This window comes from Vreelandella halophila (assembly GCF_009856365.1).
Classification (GTDB): domain Bacteria; phylum Pseudomonadota; class Gammaproteobacteria; order Pseudomonadales; family Oleiphilaceae; genus Halospina; species Halospina utahensis_B.
Genome location: NZ_WMEX01000002.1, coordinates 320,031 through 343,505 on the forward strand (window position 1 = coordinate 320,031; position 23,475 = coordinate 343,505).

General features: G+C 63.6%; 24 protein-coding genes and 1 tRNA gene. 14 read left to right on the forward strand and 11 right to left on the reverse strand.

Annotated features, from left to right (window positions below; translation table 11 throughout):
• Window positions 1–21 precede the first annotated feature (21 nt).
• The 6 genes from GLW01_RS04790 to GLW01_RS15490 are packed head-to-tail and all read left to right on the forward strand — an operon-like array spanning window position 22 to window position 7,092.
• Complete coding sequence (locus GLW01_RS04790) at window positions 22–2,553, forward strand: ABC transporter substrate-binding protein (protein WP_202405567.1); 2,532 nt, start codon at window positions 22–24, stop codon at window positions 2,551–2,553.
• Window positions 2,546–3,631 (forward strand): ABC transporter permease, encoded by a 1,086-nt coding sequence (locus tag GLW01_RS04795; RefSeq protein ID WP_202405568.1) that lies wholly within the window; start codon window positions 2,546–2,548, stop codon window positions 3,629–3,631. The genes GLW01_RS04790 and GLW01_RS04795 overlap by 8 nt, the downstream gene beginning before the upstream one ends.
• Window positions 3,628–4,959 (forward strand): ABC transporter permease, encoded by a 1,332-nt coding sequence (locus tag GLW01_RS04800; RefSeq protein WP_160898309.1) that lies wholly within the window; start codon window positions 3,628–3,630, stop codon window positions 4,957–4,959. Before GLW01_RS04795 ends, GLW01_RS04800 begins: the two co-directional genes overlap by 4 nt.
• Window positions 4,956–5,942 carry an ABC transporter ATP-binding protein gene (locus GLW01_RS04805; protein WP_160898310.1) on the forward strand — a complete coding sequence of 329 codons (987 nt, stop codon included), beginning with the start codon at window positions 4,956–4,958 and terminating at the stop codon, window positions 5,940–5,942. The genes GLW01_RS04800 and GLW01_RS04805 overlap by 4 nt, the downstream gene beginning before the upstream one ends.
• Window positions 5,932–6,927: an ABC transporter ATP-binding protein gene (locus tag GLW01_RS04810; RefSeq protein ID WP_160898311.1), complete on the forward strand. Its 996-nt coding sequence runs from the start codon at window positions 5,932–5,934 to the stop codon at window positions 6,925–6,927. The genes GLW01_RS04805 and GLW01_RS04810 overlap by 11 nt, the downstream gene beginning before the upstream one ends.
• 27 nt (window positions 6,928–6,954) lie before the next feature.
• Entirely contained in the window at window positions 6,955–7,092 is a 138-nt protein-coding gene (locus tag GLW01_RS15490) for a hypothetical protein (protein ID WP_202405569.1), read from the forward strand.
• Window positions 7,093–7,123: 31 nt separating this feature from the next.
• Here the strand turns inward: GLW01_RS15490 and GLW01_RS04815 are convergent, their stop codons facing one another.
• Both GLW01_RS04815 and GLW01_RS04820 read right to left on the reverse strand, forming a co-directional pair.
• Window positions 7,124–8,353, reverse strand: a complete 1,230-nt coding sequence (locus GLW01_RS04815) for an MFS transporter (protein WP_160898312.1) — start codon at window positions 8,351–8,353, stop codon at window positions 7,124–7,126.
• Between the two features lie 69 nt (window positions 8,354–8,422).
• The gene (locus tag GLW01_RS04820; RefSeq protein ID WP_160898313.1) at window positions 8,423–10,081 is read right to left on the reverse strand and encodes an ABC-ATPase domain-containing protein; all 1,659 of its coding nucleotides are present in this window, start codon (window positions 10,079–10,081) and stop codon (window positions 8,423–8,425) included.
• 137 nt (window positions 10,082–10,218) lie between these two features.
• On the opposite strand from GLW01_RS04820, the gene GLW01_RS04825 reads away from it, so the two are divergent.
• The 3 genes from GLW01_RS04825 to GLW01_RS04835 are packed head-to-tail and all read left to right on the forward strand — an operon-like array spanning window position 10,219 to window position 13,120.
• Window positions 10,219–11,862, forward strand: a complete 1,644-nt coding sequence (locus GLW01_RS04825) for a methyl-accepting chemotaxis protein (RefSeq protein ID WP_160898314.1) — start codon at window positions 10,219–10,221, stop codon at window positions 11,860–11,862.
• Between the two features lie 30 nt (window positions 11,863–11,892).
• Complete coding sequence (locus GLW01_RS04830; RefSeq protein ID WP_160898315.1) at window positions 11,893–12,432, forward strand: TIGR00730 family Rossman fold protein; 540 nt, start codon at window positions 11,893–11,895, stop codon at window positions 12,430–12,432.
• Between the two features lie 31 nt (window positions 12,433–12,463).
• The gene (locus GLW01_RS04835) at window positions 12,464–13,120 is read left to right on the forward strand and encodes a thiopurine S-methyltransferase (protein ID WP_160898316.1); all 657 of its coding nucleotides are present in this window, start codon (window positions 12,464–12,466) and stop codon (window positions 13,118–13,120) included.
• 4 nt (window positions 13,121–13,124) lie between these two features.
• Here the strand turns inward: GLW01_RS04835 and tpx are convergent, their stop codons facing one another.
• Window positions 13,125–13,625 (reverse strand): thiol peroxidase, encoded by a 501-nt coding sequence (tpx, locus tag GLW01_RS04840; RefSeq protein WP_160898317.1) that lies wholly within the window; start codon window positions 13,623–13,625, stop codon window positions 13,125–13,127.
• A 240-nt stretch (window positions 13,626–13,865) separates the two neighbouring features.
• Here tpx and GLW01_RS04845 point away from each other — a divergent pair, with 240 nt between their 5' ends.
• A complete protein-coding gene (locus tag GLW01_RS04845; protein ID WP_160898318.1) occupies window positions 13,866–14,804 on the forward strand; it encodes a sensor domain-containing diguanylate cyclase in 939 nt (312 codons plus the stop codon).
• Here the strand turns inward: GLW01_RS04845 and GLW01_RS04850 are convergent.
• The 3 genes from GLW01_RS04850 to GLW01_RS04860 all read right to left on the reverse strand — a co-directional run bounded on the left by GLW01_RS04850 (window position 14,795) and on the right by GLW01_RS04860 (window position 17,550).
• Entirely contained in the window at window positions 14,795–15,778 is a 984-nt protein-coding gene (locus tag GLW01_RS04850) for an NAD(P)/FAD-dependent oxidoreductase (RefSeq protein WP_160898319.1), read from the reverse strand. The genes GLW01_RS04845 and GLW01_RS04850 overlap by 10 nt on opposite strands.
• A 109-nt stretch (window positions 15,779–15,887) precedes the next feature.
• Window positions 15,888–17,144: an alginate export family protein gene (locus GLW01_RS04855; protein ID WP_202405570.1), complete on the reverse strand. Its 1,257-nt coding sequence runs from the start codon at window positions 17,142–17,144 to the stop codon at window positions 15,888–15,890.
• A 329-nt stretch (window positions 17,145–17,473) separates the two neighbouring features.
• Window positions 17,474–17,550: transfer RNA gene (locus GLW01_RS04860), tRNA-Arg, on the reverse strand.
• Between the two features lie 258 nt (window positions 17,551–17,808).
• Between GLW01_RS04860 and GLW01_RS04865 the strand changes: the two genes are divergently transcribed.
• The 4 genes from GLW01_RS04865 (at window position 17,809) to GLW01_RS04880 (ending at window position 19,618) form a co-directional block, all read left to right on the forward strand.
• On the forward strand, window positions 17,809–18,015 hold the full coding sequence (locus tag GLW01_RS04865) for a bacterioferritin-associated ferredoxin (protein ID WP_160898320.1): 207 nt from the start codon (window positions 17,809–17,811) through the stop codon (window positions 18,013–18,015).
• Window positions 18,016–18,113: 98 nt separating this feature from the next.
• Window positions 18,114–18,605 carry a bacterioferritin gene (gene bfr, locus GLW01_RS04870; RefSeq protein ID WP_160898321.1) on the forward strand — a complete coding sequence of 164 codons (492 nt, stop codon included), beginning with the start codon at window positions 18,114–18,116 and terminating at the stop codon, window positions 18,603–18,605.
• A gap of 66 nt (window positions 18,606–18,671) precedes the next feature.
• Window positions 18,672–19,085: a c-type cytochrome gene (locus tag GLW01_RS04875; RefSeq protein ID WP_160898322.1), complete on the forward strand. Its 414-nt coding sequence runs from the start codon at window positions 18,672–18,674 to the stop codon at window positions 19,083–19,085.
• A 71-nt stretch (window positions 19,086–19,156) separates the two neighbouring features.
• Window positions 19,157–19,618 (forward strand): RrF2 family transcriptional regulator, encoded by a 462-nt coding sequence (locus GLW01_RS04880; RefSeq protein WP_160898323.1) that lies wholly within the window; start codon window positions 19,157–19,159, stop codon window positions 19,616–19,618.
• A 48-nt stretch (window positions 19,619–19,666) separates the two neighbouring features.
• Here GLW01_RS04880 and moaA read toward each other — a convergent pair whose 3' ends face one another.
• The 5 genes from moaA to narJ form a co-directional block, all read right to left on the reverse strand.
• Window positions 19,667–20,665 carry a GTP 3',8-cyclase MoaA gene (gene moaA / locus GLW01_RS04885; protein WP_160898324.1) on the reverse strand — a complete coding sequence of 333 codons (999 nt, stop codon included), beginning with the start codon at window positions 20,663–20,665 and terminating at the stop codon, window positions 19,667–19,669.
• A 10-nt stretch (window positions 20,666–20,675) separates the two neighbouring features.
• A complete protein-coding gene (locus GLW01_RS04890) occupies window positions 20,676–21,122 on the reverse strand; it encodes a hypothetical protein (protein ID WP_160898325.1) in 447 nt (148 codons plus the stop codon).
• 14 nt (window positions 21,123–21,136) lie between these two features.
• The gene (locus GLW01_RS04895; protein WP_160898326.1) at window positions 21,137–21,949 is read right to left on the reverse strand and encodes a peptidylprolyl isomerase; all 813 of its coding nucleotides are present in this window, start codon (window positions 21,947–21,949) and stop codon (window positions 21,137–21,139) included.
• A gap of 85 nt (window positions 21,950–22,034) precedes the next feature.
• Window positions 22,035–22,718 (reverse strand): respiratory nitrate reductase subunit gamma, encoded by a 684-nt coding sequence (gene narI, locus GLW01_RS04900; protein ID WP_160898327.1) that lies wholly within the window; start codon window positions 22,716–22,718, stop codon window positions 22,035–22,037.
• A gap of 17 nt (window positions 22,719–22,735) precedes the next feature.
• A complete protein-coding gene (gene narJ / locus GLW01_RS04905) occupies window positions 22,736–23,467 on the reverse strand; it encodes a nitrate reductase molybdenum cofactor assembly chaperone (protein ID WP_160898328.1) in 732 nt (243 codons plus the stop codon).
• Window positions 23,468–23,475 lie beyond the last annotated feature (8 nt).

Genomic DNA, 23,475 nt, shown 5'->3' on the forward strand with positions numbered 1-23,475 from the left:
AGGAAGGGAGCGCCGGTCATCTTGAGAAAACCCATTGCCTGGGTGCTGGCGGGGCTTGTGGTGCTGGCCCTGCTGATGCTGTTGCCACGCCCGGCAGAGCAGCCCGAGTCCACCAGTGCTGGCCCGGAAGACGGGGATCTCCGGGAGGCCATTGAGGAAACCGGCCGCCGAGGCGCGCTGGTGGACGAGGTGGTGTTCACCCAGGAATCGGACGTGGGTCGGATCGCCGGGCTGATTGAACGCGGCCGGCAGCAGGTGTTTGCCCAGGGCATCACCAACATCACCGCCTATCAACGCCTGCGCGACTCCCGTAAGGGTGACTACGAAACCGCCTACGGTTCCAACACCGAGCTGACCCTCAACCCGGCGGAATTCGAGGAGGGCCTCAATCCCTTCAGCAACCGCCGTATCCGTGAGGCCATGAACTGGCTGGTGGACCGCCGGCATGTGGCCGAGGAGATCTACGGCGGCATGGCCGTTCCCCGCTACCTGCCGATGAACACCGCCTTCCCGGATTATGCGCGATTGGCGGAGACTGCCCGTTCCCTGGAGCTCCAGTACGGCCATGACCCGGAAAAGGCACGCCGGATCATCACGGATGCCATGAAAGAGATGGGCGCGATCCGCCGGGACGGGCAGTGGTACCACAACGGCAAACCGGTAACGCTGCAGATCCTGATCCGCACCGAGGACGCCCGCAAGCAGGTGGGCGACTACGTGAGCAACCTCATGAGCGATCTCGGGTTCAACGTGCGGCGCCAGTACCGCACAGCCCAGGAGGCCTCGCGCATCTGGATCGCCACCGACCCGGCGGCAGGACAGTGGCACATCTATACCGGCAGCTGGGTCTCAACCGCCATCAACCGGGACGTCTCCAGCAACCTGAGCTTCTACTACACCAACCGTGGCCGCCCGGACCCGCTGTGGCAGGCCTATGACCCGGACGAGACCCTGGATAACATCGCCCGCCGGCTGGAGCGCCGGGATTACACCAGCATGGAGGAACGGCGCGAGCTGATGGCCGAGGGCATGGAGCTGGCCATGGAGGAGTCCTACCGCATCTGGCTGGTGGACCAGCTCAGTATCATTCCGCGTGCTGCCAACGTGGCCCTGGCCGCGGACCTGGCCGGGGGGATCGCCGGCTCGCGGATGTGGCCCTACACCCTGCGCTACGAGGATCGGCTGGGCGGTAGCATGACGTTTGCGGCTCCCAGCATCCTGACCGAGCCCTGGAACCCGGTGGCCGGCAGCAACTGGCTGTTCGATACCATGATCACGCGGGCACTCAATGATCCGCCTCTGCTTCCGAACCCCTACACAGGGCTCTACCAGCCCCAGAGCATCCAGGGCGCGGAGGTGACGGTCACCGAGGATACGGTGGCCCAGCGCAGCCAGGACTGGGTGGAGCTGGAGCGCAAGGAAACCATTGAGGTGCCGGCGGACGCATGGATCGGCTGGAACGCGGAAGAGCGCCGTTTCCGGACGGTCGGGGACGCTCATCCCGAGGGCACGACGGCGCGCTCGCGCACCCGCATCCGCTATGAGGAAGGCTATCTGGATGGTCAGTGGCATGACGGCACCGAGATGTCCCTGGCGGATCTGGTGCTGCCCTGGATCCTGAGCTTTGCCCGTGCGGATGAGAACAGTCCCTTCTTCGACCCTGCGCACGTACCGCGTTTCAAGGTGTTCCAGCGGTACTTCAAGGGCTGGCGCATTCTCCAGCGCGAACCGCTGGTGATCGAGGTCTACAGCGACCAGGTCTTCCCGGACGCCGAGACCATCGTGGCCCAGCAGGCGCTGTCGCCGTTGCCGTGGCACATGCTGGCGCTGGGCATGCGGGCGGAAAAGGCCGGGGATCTGGCCTTTTCCTCGCACAAGGCGGACGCCAATCGGGTGCCCTGGCTCAGTCTGGTGTCCGGGCCCAGCCTGGCGACTCTGGAGCGGCACCTGGGCCGGGCACTTGAGCAGGGCTACCTGCCCTACGCCTCGGTCCTCAAGGGCATGACGGAAGGCGGGAACCCGGCGCAACGGCGCTACAGCGCCATCCAGGACTGGTACCGCGAGCGTGGCCATTTCTGGGTGGGCAATGGGCCCTTCTACCTGCATTCCGTGCACCCTGTTGAAAAGACAGTGGTGCTGCGCCGCTACGAGGATTTTGCGGACCCGGCGGACAAGTGGCTGGATTTCAGCGAACCCGAGATTCCGGAGGTGACCCTGGACGGGCCCATGATGGTGACCCAGGGGAAGTCTGCCACCTTCAACGTGGATGTGACCTTTGGCGGGGATCCCTACCCGAAGAAGGCCATCAGGAACCTTGAATACCTGCTTTTCGACGCCGACGGCAATCTCCAGACCCGCGGCCAGGCGGAACCCGCTGGCGCGGGGCGCTGGCAGGTATCACTGGATGCCGACACCCTGTCGGCCCTGGGCGACGGTGCCAACAGCCTGGAGGTGGCAGTGACGTCCTCCCGGGTGGCTTTGCCGGCCTTCGCCTCCCACGCCTTTGCCACGGTTCCGGTGGGAACCCGGCTGATGGAGGTGGATGATGAGTAGTCGCCTGCGGGATTTCCGCCGTCTTGGCTGGTTCACCCTGCGCCGGGTGCTGGCGCTGTTCGTGACCGTTCTGATCGGCGTCTACCTGACCATCATCATCGCCAACATGGGCGGCAAGGTGGATGAGCTCCGCAAGATTCAGATCCGTGCAACGGTGTCTGAATCGGTTCGCGCGGATCCGGCCTTCATGGAGATGGATTCCAAGGAGCGCAACGAGCTGATCCAGGAACAGGTGCAGCTGCAGATCGAGCAGCGCAACCTGGACGAACCCTTCATATGGCGCAGCTTCGACTACCTGGCCCAGGCGATCCAGCTGGATCTGGGGCGCGCGGAGGAGATGCACAGTGATTCCGGCTCGCGCGCGGTCTACGACATCATCGTGGAGCGGCTGCCGGCCACGTTGCTGCTGTTCGGTACGGCCAACCTGCTGGTGTTCTTCGTTTCCGTCTATGCGGCGCTCTACCTGTCGCGACGCTACGGCAGCCGGCTGGACCGCGCCGTCATCGGCCTGGCCCCCAGCTCGGCCGCGCCGGCCTGGTTCTACGGCATCTTCCTGATCCTGCTGTTCGCCTTCGTGGTGCCGGTGCTGCCCGCCGGCGGCATGGTTGCCATACCGCCGCCCGCGGATCCCTGGGTCTACGCCGGGAGCGTGCTGGAGCACCTGGTGCTGCCGGTCATCGCCATGTTCCTGTCGTCCATCTTCATCTCCATCTACTCGTGGCGGACCTTCTTCCTGATCCATTCCAGCGAGGATTACGTGGAGATGGCGCGGGCCAAGGGCCTGCCCTCGAACCTGATCCAGAGCCGCTACATCCTGCGGCCGACCCTGGCGCCCATCATCACCAATTTCCTGCTGATGCTGATCGGCCTCTGGAGTGGCGCCATCATCCTGGAGCAGGTGTTCAACTGGCCCGGGCTGGGCACACTGCTGTTCCAGGCCATCGGGCACCGGGACACGCCGGTGATCATCGGTGGGGTGGTGATCTTTGCCTACCTGCTGGCGGTTACCGTGTTCATGCTGGATTTCCTCTACGCCATTCTCGACCCGCGCGTGCGGATCGAAGGAGGTGAGCAATGAGCCGCTGGATGCAGGGGCTGCGTGAGCTCAAGGGGTATCCCTCCGCGGTTGGCGGGCTGGGGATCATCCTCTTCCTGGTGGCGCTGTCGCTCTATACCGTCATCACCATTCCATACTCCGAGGCACTGGATCGCTGGCGGGGCGGGGACCACTGGCAGATGAACCCGGTCAACGCCGGGCCGGTCTGGGCGGATCGGCTGCTGGGCGGCAACCTGCCGCAGACCCGGGTCGTGGAAAGTGACAATGCCGACGTGCGCGAGGCGCCCTTTGAGGGTGGCAAGCAGGTGCGGATTCCGCTGACCTTTGAGTACGACAATGAGGGCTTCCCCAGCGAACTCAACCTCTTCCTGAACCAGAAGGGTACCCAGCAGGAGGCCTTTGTGCGTCTGACCTGGCACACGCCCTCCGGGGAGACCATCTCTCTGGGCGGGCGTCGGGTCTCGGAAGAGGACCGTATCTCCATCTCCCAGAACCGGGCGCTGGAGGGGCGGCTGGGCATGGTGCCGCACGTGGGACTGTTCGCCGGCGACAGTGGTCCGGCGGATTCGAAGGCTGAACAGGGCGAATACCGGCTCACGGTGGACGCCATGCTGTTTGATCCGGGTGCCGAACTGGAGGCCGATCTGGCGGTCTATGGCCAGGTCCACGGGCTGGCCGGCACCGACTACCAGCGCCGCAACCTGATGCTGGCACTGATGTGGGGTACGCCCGTGGCGCTGGCCTTCGGGCTGCTGGCGGCGGTGGGCACCACGCTGACGACCCTGGTGATCGCCGCCACCGGCGTCTGGTACCGGGGGTGGGTGGATGCGCTCATCCAGCGCCTGACCGAGGTGAACATGATCCTGCCCATGCTCCCGATACTGGTGATGGTGGGTACGCTCTATTCCACCAGCATCTGGCTGATGCTGGGCGTGGTGATTGCGCTGGGCATCTTCAGCGCCGGCATCAAGACCTACCGGGCCATGCTGCTGCCCATCCGCGAGGCGCCCTACATCGAGGCGGCGCGGGCCTATGGCGCGGGCAACGCGCGCATCATCCTGCGCTACATGATCCCGCGCATCCTGCCGGTGCTGATCCCGACCTTCGTGACCCTGATCCCGACCTTCGTGTTCCTGGAGGCGTCGCTGGCGGTTCTGGGTCTGGGCGACCCGGAGCTGCCCACCTGGGGCAAGGTACTCAATGACGCCCAGGAGCAGAGCGCGCTCTACAATGGCTTCTACTACTGGGTGATAGCGCCCGCCGTGCTGCTGATGCTGACGGGGCTGGGCTTCGCCATGTTCGGTTTCGCCCTGGACCGTATCTTCAATCCGAGGCTGAGAACGCAATGACGGACGCTCGCGAGCCGCTGCTGCAGGTCCGCAACCTGCAGCTCCATTACCGCACCCGCCGGGGGACGGCCCGGGCGGTGGACGGCGTTGACCTGGACGTGGGGCGCAACGAGGCGCTGGTGGTGCTGGGCGAGTCCGGCTCCGGCAAGAGCTCCCTGGCCAAGGCACTGATGCGGCTGCTGCCCCGCAACGTGGCCCGCTACAGCGGTCAGGTGATGCTCGGTGGTGACGAACTCATGGGCATGGACGACGAGCGCTTCCGTTCCGGTGTGCAGTGGAACCGCATCTCGATGGTAATGCAGGCGGCCATGAACGCCCTCAACCCGGTGGTCCGGGTGGGCGAGCAGGTGGCAGAGCCGCTGCGGGTGCACCGGGGCTGGTCGAAAGAGGCTGCCATGGAGCGGGTGGTGGAGACCTTCGCCACGGTCGGCGTATCCCGGGACTTCGTGACCCGCTACCCCTTCGAACTCTCCGGCGGCATGCGCCAGCGCGTGGTGCTGGCCATGGCGCTGGTCACCGAGCCCGAGCTGGTCATCCTGGACGAACCCACCTCGGCCCTGGACGTCCTGACCCAGGCGAGCATCATGAACGTGCTCAAGCGCATCAAGCGCGAGCAGGGCACCAGCTTCATCCTGATCACCCATGACGTGGCCACCTCCAGCGAGCTGGCGGACCGGGTGGCGCTGATGTATGCCGGGCAGATCGTGGAACAGAGCGATGCCCGTGATTTCTTCCATCATCCGGCCCACCCCTATTCGAAGCTGCTGATGGACAGCGTGCCGCGCCTGCACCAGAGCGAGCCGCCGGGCTACATTCCCGGCGAGCCGCCGGACCTGATCGACCCGCCGGCGGGCTGTCGCTTCGCGGACCGCTGCCCGCGGCGTTTCGGGCGCTGCAGCGAGGATCCGCCCGCGTTCGAACTGGACGGCGACCGCCGTGTTCGCTGCTGGCTGCATGAGGAGGGCACCGACCATGACGGCTGAGGAACCATTGCTCCAGGCGACCAACCTGCACACCTGGTTTGAGCTGCGCCAGTGGGGCTTCCTGCGCGTGGGCTCGGTGCGCGCCGTGGACGGCGTGGACTTTGAGCTGGCGAAGGGCGAATCCGTGGCTTTCGTGGGCGAGAGCGGCTGCGGCAAGAGCTCCCTGGCCCGGACCCTGCTCGGCCTGCACAACCCCAGCCATGGCGACGTGATCTTCGAGGGGCAGCACCTCAGCGAGCTGAAAGGCGAGGATCGCCGCCAGTACCTGGCGCGGGTCGGCTATGTGCAGCAGGATCCCTTCGGCGCGCTGCCGCCGTTCATGGACGTGCGCCGTCTGCTTTCGGAGCCGCTGATCATCCACGGCGTTAAGGACCGTGACGAGCGCGAGCGCCGTATCCGCCGGGCGCTGGAGGAAGTGCGCCTGACGCAGGTGGACGAGATCCTGCCCAAGTTCCCGCACATGCTCAGCGGCGGCCAGCAGCAGCGAGTGGTGATCGCCCGGGCGCTGCTGCTGGAGCCGGCCATGCTGATCGCGGACGAGCCGGTTTCCATGCTGGACGCCTCGGTGCGGGTGGAGATCCTCAACCTGCTGCGGCGCATCCAGAAGGAGCGGGGGCTGACCCTGGCCTTCATCACCCACGACCTCTCAACCGTGCGCCATTACGCCGACCGCATCTTCGTGATGTACGCGGGCCGGGTGGTGGAGCAGGCGCCGGTGGAACGGCTCCTCGACAATCCACAGCACCCTTACACCCGGGCCCTGCTGGCGGCGATTGCGGATGTGGATGCAGACAACGCGCTGGATGAACGCGACGTGCCGGATGGCGAACCGCCCAGCCTGTTGCACCCGCCCGAAGGGTGTCGTTTCCACCCGCGCTGCCCCCGGGCCATGGAAGGGCTCTGCGACCAGCAGGATCCCCCGGTGTTCGAGCCCGAGGCCGGGCACTATTCCGCCTGCTGGCTTCAGGACCCGGAGCGGGACTAGACCTTGCGGGCCATCGGAATCCTCCTGATGCTGTCAGCCCTGGCGCCGCTGCTGGCCATGGTCTCCGGCGGCCTGGCGCCGTCGGTGCTGCTCTCCCTGCTGGCCTACGGCGCCCTGTTCGCTGGCGTGTTCTGCTACACCGCCGGGGTCATTCGCCGCCGCTAGCCAGGAGCACCGTATCGGGCGACGTCAACGATCAGGAAGCGCTGCTGCGTGGTGTGTCCGGCACCAGCAGGAGCAGCATGGAGGCGGCCACGGTCGCGCCGGCAAGGGTCAGACCCAGTCCGGCCGGTGTCATGCCGGCATCCAGGGCCAGTCCGGCGAGGGCCGGGGAGGCGGAGGTGGACAGCACCATGGCCGCCTGGGCCAGGGAACGGATGCTGCCGATGTGGGCCACGCCGTAGCGTTCCGGCCAGAGGGCGTTGCCGGCCGTGCCCGCGAAGCCCTGGCTCATGCCCGTAAGCGCCAGGTACAGGAAGGGCGTCCAGACTGCATGGGTCATGGCCATCACCACCAGCCCCGCGACCATGGGGTAGAGCCCCATCGCCAGTGACCGCCGCGCCCCGATGCGGTCCACCAGCGGCCCCGCCACGAACAGCATCAGGAAGTGGCCGAGGGCGTAGCCGGAGAACGCCAGCGCGATGTGTTCCAGCGACCAGCCCCGGATCTCCGCGATCGCGGTCTGGTGGAAGAGGATGGCGGTCACCGTGAAGGGCACGGCCAGTACGCCGGGAAGGGCCATGTAGAGGCCGGGATCCCGCAGCGCCTGGCGCCGGGTGAAGCCACTGGCGCTGGCACCGTCATCGTCGTCGTGGGCGTGGGAACGGAACTCGCTCGGGTGGCGGGCATCCAGGGCGAGCCAGCGCATCAGCGGCAGCGCCAGCAGGAACAGGAAGGCAGCCGCCAGCAGCCAGGGCGAACGCCACCCCCAGGCGGCGAGGATCAGGCCCCCGGCCGCCGGCAGCAGGGCCTCGGACAGCGGCAGGCCGGAGACGGTCAGAGCCATGATCTTGCCCCGGTCGCGATCGAAGTAGCGGCTGGCGGCGGTGAAGCCGATGTGGGTCATCATGCCCTGGCCGCCGAGCCGCCCCAGGAAGAAGCCGGGAATCAGCAGCAGCCAGTGGGCGGCGGTCCCCAGCATCAGGGCGCTGGCGCCCAGCAGGCCCAGTGCCAGGGTGATGGTGTTGGCCAGGGACCAGCGGTCCACGATGGTTCCGAGCCGCACCAGCACGATGGCCGAGCACAGGGTCGCCAGGCTGTAGTAGGTGCCGTAGGTGGCGTTGCTCAGCTCGAAGGTGTCACGCAGGCTGCTGCCGAAGATGGAAATGAAGAAGGTCTGCCCGAACCCGGACAGGGCCGTGGCCAGCAGCGCGAACAGTGCCAGCGACGGGTTGGTCTGTATAAAGCGTGGCAGCGGCAGCTTCAAGACGGACTCCGGTGAACAGCGGGAGCGCCATGATAATGCGCCGGAGTCCGCCGTTACAGGGGCGGCGGGTCAGGAGTCCCCGAAAGCCGAGCTGCGCAGGCGGTTCAGAACGGCCATCACCTCATGCAGCCTGGGTAGTGCCAGGTCGCCGTCGGGGCGGCGGCTGAGCGCCGTCAGCCCTGCCTCCAGTCGCCGGGCCAGCTCCTCCGGCGGCTGGTCCAGCCGAGCGCCGGATTCCGCCACCCGTGCGAGCAACTGGCCGATGGCCCGGACCTGGGAGGGGTCGGCCACCTGCTCCACGGAACGCAGGTCCACGTCGTCACGGCCGAAGATCAGGGTGTCCGGTCCCCGGGCCTGGATCTTGGTCTTGCCCGGCTTGGTTTCCGGGTTCAGTTGTTTGCCAATCAGAGGGCGCGGTGCTGGCCGGTTCAGTGGGTCCAGGGCCTCGGTCTCGCGCCCGGTGGCAAAGCGTTCGGCCACAGCCCGGGCATCAGCGGTCACGTCATGGGCATGGTAGTCCTGGAGCTGGATCACGGTGTCCGCGTAGTCGAAGTAGTCCCCGGAGCCGCCCATCACGAGGATGGTGGAAACCGAGAGTTCATCGCGCAGCTGGCGGATGCGGTCCACGAAGGGGGTGATGGGTTCGCTCTCGCGGGCGACCAGCGCCTGCATGCGGCGGTCGCGGATCATGAAGTTGGTGGCGGAAGTGTCCTCGTCCACCAGCAGGGTATGGGCTCCGGCCTCCAGGGATTCCTGCAGGGCTGCCGCCTGGCTGGTGGAGCCGGAGGCCAGTTCAGTGGAGAAGCGTTCCGTGGTCTTACCGTAGGGCAGACGGTTGATGTAGGGGGAGAGATCCAGGCCGTGCACGGCGCGCCCGTCCTCCGCCCGGATCTTGGCAGCGCCGCCATCGGTGACCACCTGCTCGCGCCCGTCCCCGGGTACATGGTCGTAGGCGCCGAGCCCCAGCGCGGACAGCAGGGTGGACTTGCCGTGGAAGCCGCCGCCGACGATCAGGGTGATCCCCTCGGGAATGCCCATGCCAGCGACCGGGCCATGGTTGGGCGTTTCCAGCGTGACGGCCAGTGACCCGGGCGTCTCGAAGGGGATGGCATCCGTCAGCGGCCGGTCATCGACCCCTGAGCGCCGGGGCAGGATCGAGCCATTGGCCACGAAGGCCACGATCCCGTGCTCCGGAAGCTGGCGGCGCAGGGCATGCTGGTCCTCCACCACGGCCATGTGCCGCTCCAGTGCTTCCAGATCCAGACGCCGGGCGGTGGCCGCGGCCAGCACCGCCTCGGGCAGCTTCTCGCAGATCAGTTTGCGGGCCTGGTGGCCCATGATGCTGCGCCCGCGCGCCGGCAGGCTCAGGTTCAGGCGCAGTTCCACGTCGCCGTTGTCATCGATCAGGGTCGCCGTTCGGTCCAGTACCGTCTGGTTACCGGCGTCGATGCCCAGCTCTTTCTCATTGCGCGTGGCCTGGCGGAAGGCACGGGCGATGTAATCCCGTGCCGCGCACCGTCGCGCCTGGCTGGTGAACACCGTCTGTGGGAGCTGCGCTGTGGCCGCGTCCACCCTGGCCCGTACGCGTGAAGGGGCGGCGAACGGGTCGGCCTGCACGTGGTCCACGATCAGGGTCCAGCCCTCGAAACGGTGTTCGCCGAGCAGATCCTTATAGGCCTTATAGCTTTTGCCGTCGAGTCGTGTGAGCAGTGATGCCAGTTCTTTCATGGAGCCTTCCGATTACATAAATGGGCATGCTAACAGCAGCTCGTTGAACAAGTGTTTCAATTCTGTCCGTGACTGATGTCGCAGCCGCAACTATATTGCACACCAGTTCGCCACTACGAAAATTCGGAGATCACATCATGCTTGCCCTGATGCGCCGTTTTACCATCCGCCAGCGTCTGATGGGGCTGGTGGGCGTAGCCTTCCTGCTCCTGCTAGGGATTGTGCTGATGGTTGCCAACGATTTCGAGGAAGGCCTCTACAACAGCAGCAAGGAGCGCACCAAGAATCTGGTACAGAGCACCATGAAGGTGGTGGAGTACTATTACGAACGCCAGCAGGACGGTGAACTCAGTGAGTCGCAGGCCAAGCGCCGCGCCGCCGAAGCCGCGCGCAACCTGCGCTATGGCGACGATGACTATTTCTGGATCCACAACATGGATACGGTCATGGTCATGCACCCCTTCAGTGAGGATCTGGAAGGCGAGTCGCTGAAGGACTACGAGGATCCGAACGGGGTACGTCTGTTTGCGGAAATGAACAAAACCATCCGCAATGAAGGTGGTTCGGGTTTTGTGCCCTATCACTGGCCCAAGCCGGGCTTTGACGACCCGGTGCGTAAGATTTCCTATGTTCAGCGGTTTGAACCCTGGGACTGGGTGATCGGCACCGGCATCTACCTGGACGAGCAGGAGGCCCAGTACGCTGCCGCCATGAGTGGGGTGATAACGCTGGCGGTGATCGGGATTCTGGTGCTGATTGGTGTGAGTTTCCTGATTGTGCGTAGTGTGACCCAGCCCATGGGCGCGGCCGCTGCCGCCATGGAGAGCATCGCCACGGGCGAGGGGGATCTCACCCGGCGCCTGGATGACAGCGGTGGCGATGAGGTTGCCCGCGTTGCCAATGGGTTCAACAGTTTTGTCTCCCGGATCCAGGACATGGTGCGTGAACTCCGGGAGGTGGTCGGGACCAACAAGGAAGTGGCCGGCAGTGTCCGCAATTCGGTGACCGAGGCGGGGCAGTCCTTTGACCAGCAGAAATCCGAGCTGGACACGGTCGCTTCCGCCATCGAGGAGATGACCCAGACCGTGGATGATGTGGCCAAGCGCATCAGTGAGGCGGCGGACGCGGCCAGCACCGCCAATGACCGCGCCAGCGAGGGTGAGCATACGGCCCAGGAGGCCCGGGACCGGATGGCGAATCTGGTGCAGGAGGTCCAGCAGTCGAGCGACGCCATTGGCAAGCTGGATGAGCACGCCCAGAACATCGGCCAGGTGCTGGATGTGATCCATGGCGTGGCGGATCAGACCAACCTTCTGGCACTGAACGCGGCCATTGAGGCGGCCCGCGCCGGCGAGCACGGGCGCGGCTTCGCGGTGGTGGCGGACGAAGTGCGTAACCTGGCCAGTCGCACCCAGCAGTCCACGGATGAGATCCGCGAGATGATCAATCAGCTGCAGGAAGGGACCCGCCATGCTGTGGAGACCATGCAGCGCAGCAGCGAACAGACCCAGAGCATGCAGACGAGTGTGGATTCAGCCCGGCAGGCGCTGGAGGCCATTGCCGGGTCGGTCAGCACCATCACCGACATGACCCAGCACGTGGCTACCTCGGCGGAGGAGCAGTCCCAGGCCTCCAACGAGATCTCGGCCAGCCTGAACCATCTGACCACACTGGCGGGACAGGTCCGGGAGGAGCTCAACAGCATCCAGGAGCAGTCCCAGTCCCTGGGCAGTGCGGCGGATTCCATCGAGTCCATGGTGCGCCAGTTCCGGGTGGACTGAGCCCGGCCTCACTTGATCAGGGAGAGGGTGATGACGTCCATCTGTGTCTACTGTGGCTCCCGCACCGGGCATGGGGATGACTACACGGACGCCGCGCGCCGGCTTGGAAAGGCCATGGCGGCGCGGGGGTTCGACCTGGTCTATGGGGGCGCCTCGATCGGCATGATGGGGGTGATCGCGGATGAGATGCTGGCGGCCGGCGCCGCCGTGACCGGGGTGATCCCGGAGTCGCTTCAGCAGAAGGAGGTGGCCCACGAAGGGCTCACGGAACTGCTGGTGACCGCGGATATGCACGAGCGCAAGCGCCTCATGGCCGAGCGCGCCGATGCCTTCATCGCCATGCCGGGTGGCCTCGGCACCCTGGAGGAACTGTTCGAGATCCTGACCTGGGGCCAGCTGCGCTTCCATGCCAAACCCATTGGCCTTCTCAACACCCGCGGGTACTACGATGACCTGATCCGGTTCCTGGATGGCACCGTTTCCGAGGGGTTTGTGCATCCCCGGCATCGGGCCATGCTGACCGTGTCACAGGTACCGGAAGACTTGCTTGATGCCCTGTCTTTGCATTAGTTTATTCTAAATAAAGTCGCAGGAGCCTCCAATGGAGCCGCAGTTCTGGCATGACATCTGGACCGAGCGGAAGATCGGTTTCCACCGTAGTGACATGCACCCCATGCTCCAGAACCACTGGCATTCACTCGGGCGTGAGGGTCTCGATGTACTGGTGCCGCTGTCCGGCAAGACACTGGACATGCGCTGGCTCGCCAGCGAAGGCCACCAGGTGACTGGCATTGAGCTGGACCAGCGTGCCGTGGATGAGTTCTTCGAGGAATGGCAGTGTCAGCCGGCGGTTGACGCGCGCGTTGACGGGCTTGCGGACCATCATTCCGGTAACATCCATCTGCTGGTGGGGGATTTTTTCGGATTCCAGCCGGAGGCGCGCTTTGAGGCGTTCTACGACCGGGCTGCCCTGATCGCCATGCCGGAAGCCATGCGCCCGGACTACCTCAGGAAGCTGGCTTCGGTTGTTGTTGAAGGCGGCGTGGGAATGCTGATCACCTTTGAATACCCGGACCACGAAATGGATGGCCCGCCCTTCCCGGTGCGGCGCCCGGAGCTGGACGCCCAGAACTGGTTCCGGGTCGAACAGCTTGAGCGCCAGGAAGTGATCGGCTATTACAGCCACCTGCAGGAGGCGGGCCTTACCTCGCTGGTGGAAACGGCCTACCGGCTCGAGCGTACTGCCGAGCCGGCATGAGGCTTTACCCCAGCGCCTTCAGGGCTGCCTCGTAGTCCGGCTCCTCACCGATCTCTGATACCAGCTGGCTGTGCAGTACCTTGCCGTTCCCGTCCAGAACCACCACGGCACGGGCGCACAGGCCACGGAAGGGGCCGGAGGTGAGATTGACGCCATAGTCCTGCCGGAAGCCGTCGTTGCGGAAACACGACAGCGTAATCACGTTGTTCAGCCCCTCCGCGCCGCAGAAACGCGCCGCCGCGAACGGCAGGTCCGCCGAAATCACCAGCACCGCGGTGTTGTCCAGGCTGCTGGCCTTTTCATTGAAGGTGCGGGTTGAGGCGGCGCAGACGCCGGTATCCACGCTGGGAATGATGTTCAGTATGCGGCGCTGACCCTGCCAGTCACCAAGGGTTTTCTCCTCCATGTCCGGGTTGGTCAGGGTGAAGTCCGGGGCAGTATCGCCGGGCTGGGGCAGGTTACCGCTGACCTCAACCGGATTGCCGCCAAGTGTGACCTGTGCCATTGCTGTTCTCCCTGTTTCTGTACGTCTTTTGGAATACCGCCGTTGGGTACGCTGTCACTGTGACCGCGGATGACCCAACAGTGCCACAATGCAGTGCTGGAACAAAGCCGCTGATCCACCGGGTGTGCCTGTCGGGTTAATGGACTTTTACCGGGATTTTTCAAAGTTTATGCCTGACTGGTTGGCATACGGCCGGAACCCCGCCGATAATTACCCCTTCTGTGGTATGGGAGCTCTTTGATGCAGGAAGGAGATGCGGTGTTTTTCAGGGAGGCGCCTGCTACCGACTTAAGTCAGATGGATTCCCGGGCACTGCTGACCATCCTCGATAATATGGATGCGCTCGTCTACGTGGCGGACATGGAAACGCACGAGCTGCTGTTCATGAACGACTACGGCCGGCGCATCTGGGGTGAACCGGCTGGTCGCAAGTGCTGGGCGGTGCTTCAGGATCGGGACAGCCCCTGCCCCTTCTGCACCAACTCCCAGCTTGTGAATGCCGAGCGTGAGGCTGCTGAACCACTGGTGTGGGAGTTCCGGAACCAGACCAACGGCCGCTGGTACCAGTGCCGCGATCAGGCCATCCAATGGCCGGATGGGCGCCTTGTGCGGCTGGAGATCGCCACGGACATCACCGAGCGCCGGGAGATGGAAGAAGCGCTCAGGGCCGAACGCGAACGCGCGGATGCGCTGGCCCGCGAGGATGAACTGACGGGGCTCAACAACCGCCGAGCGTTCTTCGAGGCTGCGGAGAAGCTGCTTGCAAGAGCCCGTCGCAGCGACCGCTCCCTTTCGCTGGTGCAGTTTGATCTGGACTGGTTCAAACGCATCAATGACGAGCACGGCCATGAGGCCGGTGATCGGCTACTGCGCCACATCGGGCAGCTGATCGGCAACTGTGTGCGAGAGGGCGATGTTGCGGCACGCGTCGGTGGCGAGGAATTCGTGTTGCTGCTTCCGGATACGGACCAGGACGAGGCCCGAATCCTGGCCAACCGGCTGCGCCAGTGTCTCTCCAGTTCATCCGTTGCCTGCCGTGATGCCACGGTCAGCGCCAGTGCCAGCTTCGGTGTTTCCTCCCTGATTCCAGCGGACGATGGCGTTGATGATCTCATGGCACGTGCGGACCGGGCGCTCTACCGGGCCAAGCAGGCCGGGCGGGACTGCGTCTACGGCTGATCCGTCCAGGCTGTGATCAGTGCGTCCGCACTCTCGAAGGCACCCTCCACACGGCCACCCGCCAGCCAGTCGCCGCACAGGCCCAGACCATTGTCTGCTGAGCTGAGATACAGTGGCCTGGGCCCGGGGGCAGGGCGTGCGTAGAGCCAGCGGTGCACCAGGTGATCGCTGATGGGCTGGCCAACCCCGAAGCGCTGGCGGAAGGCTGTGGTCAGTTTTTCGGCGACTATCGCCGGCTCGATGTCACGGTGGGTCTCGGACCAGGTGCTGTTGGCATGGATAACCCACCATTCCGCATTGCCGCGAGCGGGTTTGCTGGTGTTCCGGGCGACCCAGCCCAGACTTTCATGGGCCAACTGGATGCCATCAAAGCCAGGTGTCAGCGCTTCTTCGAAGCGCAGTGCCAGAGTCCAGCAGGGCAGCATCCGGAATTGTTCCAGCGTCATGGCAGCGACCAGGGATTCAGGGAGCAGGTCCCGGGCCTGTTCGGGCGGAGTCGTAATGATCACGCGTGGGAATGGCCCATGCGAACCCTGGTCGGTCGTCAGGGTCCAGCCCTCAGGACCCGCCGAGACTGCCGTGATGCGGGCTCCCGTGCTGATGGAAAGATTTCTGGATAGCGCACGGGTGATGGCGGTCATGCGGGGCGTACCAACATACCGCATCGCCTGGTGGAAGCTGTCCACCCCGTTTTCCGAACTTTCATGCCAGAGAGTGGCGTCCCAGAGCTGAAGGGCGTCCGCTCCGGCGTATTCCCTAAGAAACGCGTTGAACTTCGGATTGCGGATGGTAAAGAACTGCGCTCCGATGTCGACGCTGGCGTCATCCCGGGTGCGCTTGCTGGCAAGCCGCCCTCCCGGACCACGGCTTTTCTCGTAGATGATGGGCGTGAAACCCGCTTCGCGTGCGCGCAGCGCTGCTGTCAGGCCGGCAACGCCAGCCCCAACAATGGCGATGTCTGTATTCTGAATCATGGGGAGTTATTCGTTGGCGGAGACATTATGGATGACCGCGTCCGAATAATCGTAACCAGCCGGGCCCCTGCTGACAAAGAGGCCCGGCTTTTGGGGTTTCAGGCTGAATTCAGAAGGAGGCCTGTATCCAGACCCAGCCCTTGTCCGCATCGCGGTTGAAGGCTTTGTCAGTGTCCTGACTGAAGCCGTCAGCATCGTAGGCGGCATACTTGGCGCCTACCGAATAGGTCCCGTTGATGCTGTACGTCGCCTGCAATGCGGCTTCAGAACCGTAATCGTCGCTGCTCTCATCGCTGTCAAACTGATGGTAGATCGCCATCAGATGGACGCCACCCAGAGTGCCGGAGAGACTGGTGTAGCTGTCCACCAGCCCGGAATCCGGGGTCGCGAGGAAACGGTCGGTGAAGCCATTGAACGCGTGCAGTGTGGCCAGAGGCGTTGCAAAGGCTGAGTTACCGTCATCACTGCCCAGCATTTCCTGACCGATTTTGAATCGCACGCCCGACACATCGACCCCGGCTTCGAGGCTGTAGTAGCTCTGGTCCAGGCTGCGGGTGTTATCGTCATAGTCGCTCTGGTGAGCGTATTCCAGTGTGTACAGGGCATTCACGGTGTCACTGAGGGGTGCATCTCCGGTGTACCGCAGCCCGAACGTCTGTGTGGAGTCATCGGGGTTGTCATCAAGCGCGATCAGGTAGCTGTAGGCCGACACTGATCCGTAATCCAGGCCTTCGTACCGCGCATTCAAAATGCCGGTATCCATGGCGAGGTCGCCCTTGGGGCTGGCATCCGAAAAAATGCGGTTGGCGTTATACAGATACCCTGCCGTGATGGTGGTATCCGGCAGTGACGTATTGACCAGCGTTGAGCCGTCAAAGGTCTGTTCGTTCTGGCGCCAGCCCACATTGCCAATGAAACGGTCGTTATCCAGCTTCAGGCGCTGGCGACCAACTGTCAGCCTGGTGTTCGCCAGTCCGCTGTACGCTAGATAAGCCTGGTTCAGCTCCGTCTCGGTTGGGTCGGCAACCACCGGGCGGCTATCACGACCATTGATTGTGCTGTTGTAATTTTCAGGGCCGACCGATGTGACATGTTCCACGTCCATATAACCTTTGAGGTTGGCGACCTCAGCGGTTTCATAGCCCAGCCTGACACGCAGCGTGGATGCCCGCGCATCATCTGCGAAGCCATCCTCGCCCACGTTTTCATAGCGATAACGCGTGTCCAGTGATGATGTGCCATTGGCGATGGCATCTGTGATGGGGTCTGCACAGATTCCCCCGGAAAATGCGGCAACAGCAACCACGAGGGGGGCTTTGCCAAGATGGGAGCGGACGGCGGTGGTAATCGGTGATCGCGCTGTCATGGGGTGGGGCCTCCAACGGCCGACTGATGATGAATTCTCAGCCGAGTATCCCCTCTTAAAGAAATATGGGAAATGATGCTTATCAAGTTACGGCAATTATTTCCCTTCAGGATCAGGAAGGTAGACCTTAAGGGGTAGGGTTTGCCTGTCGGCTTCCGGATCAGGCTGGTGCTTAGGGAGTACCACATCTGTGTGGCATCCACGTACTGACCAGGATCACCCCCGCAGCATTGGGTGCTTTCAGGATTCTCAATAGGGGGCGGTCGTCGTCCAGCGCCGACGATGCATAAAAAAGGGGCCTGCGATTGCTCGCAGGCCCCTCGTCTGTCTGGCCCGCCCGATAGGATTCGAACCTATGACCTCTGCCTCCGGAGGGCAGCGCTCTATCCAGCTGAGCTACGGGCGGAGATTGACACCGGAATGGATGGTACCGGTGTCGTTCGACGGCTGTTGCCTTTTGAGCAATGCCATCGAAACAGGGGGCGTATGATAAGGGCCGTTGGCCCGCACGTCCATCCCCTGGTGACATTTCAGCAGTTGAGGGGCGCTGCCAAATGTGCCATTGTCCAATGAGAACATTTTTTGCGCGAAACACTTGCATTCTTTTGAGGAAATAAGAATAATTAGCATTAAGGTGCTCGTTAGCTGCCACGCAGGAGTTGTCATGTACGTGTGTCTCTGTAATCAAATCACTGATCACGAAATCCGCCGCGCGGTCGAGGATGGCTGCTCCAGCATGCGTCAGCTCCGGAATGAGCTCGGTGTTGCCACCCAGTGTGGTCGTTGTGGAACCATGGCCCGAGAGATTCTGAATGAGCACCGCCAGAGCGTGGATCTGGATCTGATCAATGCGCTCGCGCGCCCCGCGTGAGTAGCCCCTACTCCCCGCGACTGGCTGGCCGTTACTGATCCGTGTGTGCTAGTTTTGCGTAATTGAAAACAGACAGACCGGATCAGGAGGCAATTCCCATGAAGGGCGACAAACAGGTCATCCAGTATCTGAACCAGGCGCTGGCGGCCGAGCTGACCGCTATCAACCAGTATTTTCTCCACGCGCGCATGCTCAAGGACTGGGGCATCGATAAGCTGGGCAAGATCGAATACGACGAGTCCATCGACGAGATGAAGCACGCCGATCAGCTGATCGAGCGCATCCTGTTTCTGGGCGGCCTGCCGAATCTCCAGGACCTGAACAAGCTTCTGATCGGCGAGAACGTGAAGGAAATCCTTGAGTGCGACCTCAAGGCCGAGCACGACGGCATCGCCATCTATCGGGCCGGCATCCAGCACGCCGAATCCGTTCAGGATTATGGTACACGTGATCTGCTCGCGAGCCTTCTGGCGGACGAGGAAGGGCATGTGGACTTCCTTGAGACACAGCTCGACATGATCGATCGCATGGGTCTCGAGAACTACTGCCAGCTGCAGTCCAGTGGCACTGCCGAGGAAGGCGGCGAATAAAGCAGGCTCGTATCATCGGCCGGGAGCGGGTACAATACGTCCGCTTCTGACGACTGAGGTGTGGTAATGAACAAGCTGACCCGAATTTTCGCAAGTCTCGGCCTCATTGTGGCGCTGGGCGGTTCCGCGCTCACACTGGCCGCCGTTGAGGACCAGATCAGGGAACGCATCGAGCCCACCGGCAATGTGAACATTGCAGGTGAGGAAGGCCAGCAGCGCCAGCAGCAGTCCACTGGACCGCGCGGTGGCGAAGAGGTCTATGCCGACGCCTGTTCCGCATGTCATGACTCCGGCGCTGCTGGCGCGCCCAAGCTTGGCGATTCCGGCGCCTGGGCGGACCGTATCAGCAAGGGGGATGAAACCCTCTATGACCATGCGATCAATGGTTTCAACGCCATGCCTGCCAAGGGCGGCTGCAGTGGCTGTTCCGATGAGGAAGTACAGAACGCGGTGGACTACATGACCGCGCAGAGCGAGTAAACCACGCTGCTTGACCCGGCAGGGACACTCGGGGTGCCGCGCGCGTTGTCTCTGACAAATGAGAGCGGTCAATGCGAATAACCGGCTACACAGACTATTCCCTCCGGGTTCTGATCTACCTGTCGCTTCAGGGTGACCGGTTGGCGACGATCCAGGAAATCGCCGACCGGTATCAGATCTCCAAGAACCACCTGATGAAGGTGGTCCATCAGCTGACCCGCAAGGGTTATCTGGACAGCGTCCGGGGCAAGAAAGGCGGCATCCGGCTCCGTCTCAGCCCTTCGGAGATCAACATTGGTGTGCTGGTGCGGGAGATGGAGCCGGACCTGAATCTCGTGGAGTGTTTCGGGCCGGACAATACCTGCGTGATCTCACCGGTGTGTTCTCTCAAAGGGGTTCTGGGTGAAGCGCTCGACGCATTTCTTGCGACCCTGGACCGTTACACCCTGTCGGACATTGTTCCCGGAAAGGACGCTCCCCATCTCATCCGGCTTCTGAATATTCCGACCGAGGAATCGACAGCAGCCGTGTAGGAGCGACCCCTGGTCGCGATCCTTGTGCGCCACCTCTCTGGCGCACAGTCACCCACCCGTCATATTCATGAACCGCAGGATCTGCACGTCACCGTCAGTAGTGAAGTGATGCTCTTTCGGTTTCAGATCCATGGCGCTGATGATGGCCTCACGGATGGGTTCGTCGTCCTCGGGGTAGCGCCGCATCAGTCCCTTCAGGTCCTTCGAGTGCTCATTGCCCAGGCACAGCAGCAGGCGCCCTTCCACGGTCAGTCGTACGCGGTTGCAGTCGCCACAGAAGTTATGGGTGTGTGGGGAGATGAAGCCGATCTTGCTCTGTGAGTCCGGCATCCGGAAATAGCGCGACGGCCCACCAGTGTCCGCCGTGCTGGGGATGAGGTCGTAACGCTGTTCGATGATCTCCCGGACCTCGTCGCTGGAGCAGAAGGTTTCGTCCCGGGTATGGTCGGAGATCTCGCCGAGGGGCATTTCCTCGATGAAGCTGATGTCGATGCCGCGTGACCGCGCGAACTCGACCAGGTCGAGGACTTCGTGGTCGTTGCGGTTCTTCATGATGACGCTGTTGAGCTTGATGCCCTTGAAGCCTGCTTCTACGGCGGTATCAATGCCCCGGATGACTTTGTTGAGGTCACCGGTGCGGGTAATGCTGCGGAATTTTTCCGCGTCCAGCGAGTCGAGACTGATGTTGAGTCGGTCCATGCCGGCGGTTTTCAGGTCGTGCGCCATATGCGGGAGCTGGCTGCCGTTGGTGGTCATGGCCAGATCGTCCAGGCCGAGGCCGCCAATGTCCTCGACCAGTTTCACGATGCCCTTGCGCACCAGCGGTTCGCCGCCGGTCAGGCGGATCTTCTCGACACCGAGCTCGCGGAAGATACGGGCGATGCGCCCGATCTCCTCCAGGCTGAGCACCTGCTGGCGTGGCAGGAATTCCATGTCCTCGCTCATGCAGTAGACACAGCGGAAGTCGCAGCGGTCGGTCACGGAGATGCGCACGTAGGTGATGGTGCGCCCGAACTGGTCGACCAGTGCCTTTTGCGGTTCGGACATCGTGTTCTCCTTACTGCTCGCTCATGGCCTGGAGCTGTACCGGTTCGCCGTCGCGCGTGAAGATGGCGAACTGGTCCAGGTTTTCACCGGTGGTGAGGGTCTGGGCCATGCGCGTGAGATGTTGTTCGGTCTCGTCCTCGGGCGCGGGCTCACCGTTGCGCCCGGGGAGGACGGCGGTCATCAGGAATTCCCAGTTGGTGCTGACCTGGTCCGCTTCTTCAACAATGTCCTTGAGGCGGGTCTGGGGTGTCAAGGGGAAGTCGCGGACCATCAGGGGCATGAGTGTGCCCTGGTCGTCCATGTCGGCGTGTTCGCCGCTGGCGGTTTTTTCCTGGAGGCGCTGGACGTGGATGAGGACGACCAGGAGTTTGGTGCCGGGGCCGTCCATTTCGGACATTCGGGCCAGGTCGTCGAAGGTGGTGATTCTTGGTTCCGGCGTGAAGGTTTCTACCGTCATTGTGTGCCTCTAATTCACTGTACCAATGGATTGTCGGCGCCAGCCAGGTCAATCCCCTCGATCCGGGAACGGCCGGCCAGGATCTGGAGGTACTGGCTGACGGAGCGGCGCCAGACGGATTCCTTCAGATAGGTGGCGATTTTTTCCTTCACGGCCTCGTAGGGCAGCTGTTCGCCGCGCTGGCGTTCGTGCAGCCAGACCACGTGGAAGCCGTAACGGGTTTCCTGTGGGTAGGCAGCGATTTCGCCTTCGGGGAGGCGCTCGAGGGCCTTTTCGAAGTCGTGCGCGGTGTCGCCGGGGCCGACGGTGCCCATGTCGCCGCCGGCTTCGGCGGAGGGGCATTTGGAGTGCTTGAACGCAAGCCGGGTGAAGCGGCTGGGGTCGGCCTGGCAGACGCGGATGATACGGCGGCAGCGTTCGCGGGCGGCAACGCGGGCGTCGGCGTCGTCGGCCGGGGCCGGGCGGAAGATGTGGGAGACGTGGTACCGGCTGGGTGAGCGGAAGCGTTCGCGGTTGCTTTCGTAGTACTGCCGGCAGGCGGCGTCGTCCGGTTCCGGGTTGTCCAGCTCCTGGTCGAGGAGCTGGCGGATCTGGGCTTCTTCCTGGGTTTCCGCAGTCTGGCGGTCCTCGCCGGTGATGCCCTGGCGTTCGGCCTCTGTGATCAGCATCGTGCGGATGGACAGGGCCTTGGCCGCTTCCTTACGGGCTTCTTCCAGTGACGGGGCCGGGTGGTATTGAATCTCCTGGTTGATCGCTTCTTCGGTAATGGTGCGACCGTTGATCAGGATTTCGCCGCCGGCGACTTGTTGAATGGGGATGGCTTGCATGCTGCTACCTCTGTGTCTGCTGCAGGTCGGCCGCTACCGGGGATGAATGCCATCCCCGGCATCGGCCGCCCTATGATGTCGGGCTCTACTGCGGCCTTACGATCTGGTACCGCCGGGCCACGTATTCCACCGGCCAGCTCCAGATGTGCACCAGCCGGCTGAACGGGAAGGCGGTGAACATGAGCAGGCCGAGGAAGATGTGGGTCTTGTAGATCCAGTGCACGTCCACGATGTAATGCCATGCGCCTGCCTGGAAGGTGACGATGCCCTGTGCCCAGTGGGCGAGTTCGAGCATGACGGCGCCGTCCAGGTGGTCCATGGAAACGAACAGGGTGCACAGCCCGGTGATCAGCTGCAGGTAGATCAGGCAGATGATGAAGGTGTCCATGGGGCTGCTGTTGGCGCGCACACGGGCGTTGAACAGCCGCCGGTACACCAGGTAGCTGAGGCCGGCGAAGCACAGCAGGCCGAAAAGGCCACCGGCGACCATGGCCATTATCTGCTTGGCGCCGGGAGTCATGCCCAGTGAGGTGTAGACTACCGTGGGCGTGAGTAGGCCGAACAGGTGGCCGAAGAACAGCAGCAGGATGCCCACGTGGAAGGCAATGCTGGCCCAGCGGAAGGCGGGCGGATTGTTCAGGCTCTGGCTGGACATGGCCCGCCAGGTGTACTGGCCGCGCTCATAGCGCAGGAAGCTGCCGAGCAGGAAGATGGTGCCGGCCAGGTAGGGGCCGACGCCGAAGATCAGTTGGTTGATGTAGGTTTCCATGGTGTCTCTCCCCTGAATCAGCGTTGGCCGGCGGCCTGGGCGCCGGGGTTGTCCACCCAGCGCACAGGGATCTCGTCCGTGGGTGTGGTGGCGGGGCCGGGGCTGGTGTTGCCGCAGCCACCGCCGGCCGGGTCGTTATTGCCGAGGAAGGTGACCTGTTCCTCTTCCCAGATTTCGTCCATCTTGGTGATGGATTCGTCCGGGCCCTCGTTGGCGGCCAGTTCCCGCATGTCGCGGGCCTGCTCGCAGCTGCCGCCGATGGCTTCCAGCGCGTGGAAGAGGGCGGCATAGGGGGATTCCTTTTCCTCCAGGCGGGCCCCGAGCAGTACCATCACGGGCATGGCGTCACCGAGCATATCGGTGATCTCGGTTTCGTCCTGGGTAGAGAGGTATTCCAGGAACAGCGGGATGTAGTCCGGCAGTTCCTTTGCGTCCAGCTCGTAGCCGTGCAGGCGGTAGTGTTCCATCAGGTCGACCATGGCCTGGCCGCGGTCCCGGGATTCACCGTGTACGTGCTCGAACAGGTGCAGTGACAGGTGGCGGCCGCGGTCGAACAGGCTCACGTAGTTCTCCTGGATTTCGCCCAGCGGGCGGGCCGCCAGGTCGTCGATCAGCGCCAGAAGCTCGTCACGAGGGGCTTCCCCGAGCCGCGATTCGCTGCGGATGACCTCGGCCAGCTCCGGCAGGGCCTCGTGCATGGGCCCTGTCGGGTAGGCCATGAGATGGGCGATGGCGTGCAGTGTCTTCATGATGATCT

What these genes read in the sequence shown, in the direction of transcription:
- GLW01_RS04795 (WP_202405568.1), top strand. Translation starts at nt 2,546, where the DNA reads ATGAGTAGTCGCCTGCGGGATTTCCGCCGTCTTGGCTGGTTCACCCTG.
- GLW01_RS04800 (WP_160898309.1), top strand. Translation starts at nt 3,628, where the DNA reads ATGAGCCGCTGGATGCAGGGGCTGCGTGAGCTCAAGGGGTATCCCTCC.
- GLW01_RS04805 (WP_160898310.1), top strand. Translation starts at nt 4,956, where the DNA reads ATGACGGACGCTCGCGAGCCGCTGCTGCAGGTCCGCAACCTGCAGCTC.
- GLW01_RS04810 (WP_160898311.1), top strand. Translation starts at nt 5,932, where the DNA reads ATGACGGCTGAGGAACCATTGCTCCAGGCGACCAACCTGCACACCTGG.
- GLW01_RS15490 (WP_202405569.1), top strand. Translation starts at nt 6,955, where the DNA reads ATGCTGTCAGCCCTGGCGCCGCTGCTGGCCATGGTCTCCGGCGGCCTG.
- GLW01_RS04820 (WP_160898313.1), bottom strand. Translation starts at nt 10,081, where the DNA reads ATGAAAGAACTGGCATCACTGCTCACACGACTCGACGGCAAAAGCTAT.
- GLW01_RS04825 (WP_160898314.1), top strand. Translation starts at nt 10,219, where the DNA reads ATGCTTGCCCTGATGCGCCGTTTTACCATCCGCCAGCGTCTGATGGGG.
- GLW01_RS04830 (WP_160898315.1), top strand. Translation starts at nt 11,893, where the DNA reads ATGACGTCCATCTGTGTCTACTGTGGCTCCCGCACCGGGCATGGGGAT.
- GLW01_RS04835 (WP_160898316.1), top strand. Translation starts at nt 12,464, where the DNA reads ATGGAGCCGCAGTTCTGGCATGACATCTGGACCGAGCGGAAGATCGGT.
- tpx (WP_160898317.1), bottom strand. Translation starts at nt 13,625, where the DNA reads ATGGCACAGGTCACACTTGGCGGCAATCCGGTTGAGGTCAGCGGTAAC.
- GLW01_RS04845 (WP_160898318.1), top strand. Translation starts at nt 13,866, where the DNA reads ATGCAGGAAGGAGATGCGGTGTTTTTCAGGGAGGCGCCTGCTACCGAC.
- GLW01_RS04850 (WP_160898319.1), bottom strand. Translation starts at nt 15,778, where the DNA reads ATGATTCAGAATACAGACATCGCCATTGTTGGGGCTGGCGTTGCCGGC.
- GLW01_RS04855 (WP_202405570.1), bottom strand. Translation starts at nt 17,144, where the DNA reads ATGACAGCGCGATCACCGATTACCACCGCCGTCCGCTCCCATCTTGGC.
- GLW01_RS04865 (WP_160898320.1), top strand. Translation starts at nt 17,809, where the DNA reads ATGTACGTGTGTCTCTGTAATCAAATCACTGATCACGAAATCCGCCGC.
- bfr (WP_160898321.1), top strand. Translation starts at nt 18,114, where the DNA reads ATGAAGGGCGACAAACAGGTCATCCAGTATCTGAACCAGGCGCTGGCG.
- GLW01_RS04875 (WP_160898322.1), top strand. Translation starts at nt 18,672, where the DNA reads ATGAACAAGCTGACCCGAATTTTCGCAAGTCTCGGCCTCATTGTGGCG.
- GLW01_RS04880 (WP_160898323.1), top strand. Translation starts at nt 19,157, where the DNA reads ATGCGAATAACCGGCTACACAGACTATTCCCTCCGGGTTCTGATCTAC.
- moaA (WP_160898324.1), bottom strand. Translation starts at nt 20,665, where the DNA reads ATGTCCGAACCGCAAAAGGCACTGGTCGACCAGTTCGGGCGCACCATC.
- GLW01_RS04890 (WP_160898325.1), bottom strand. Translation starts at nt 21,122, where the DNA reads ATGACGGTAGAAACCTTCACGCCGGAACCAAGAATCACCACCTTCGAC.
- GLW01_RS04895 (WP_160898326.1), bottom strand. Translation starts at nt 21,949, where the DNA reads ATGCAAGCCATCCCCATTCAACAAGTCGCCGGCGGCGAAATCCTGATC.
- narI (WP_160898327.1), bottom strand. Translation starts at nt 22,718, where the DNA reads ATGGAAACCTACATCAACCAACTGATCTTCGGCGTCGGCCCCTACCTG.
- narJ (WP_160898328.1), bottom strand. Translation starts at nt 23,467, where the DNA reads ATGAAGACACTGCACGCCATCGCCCATCTCATGGCCTACCCGACAGGG.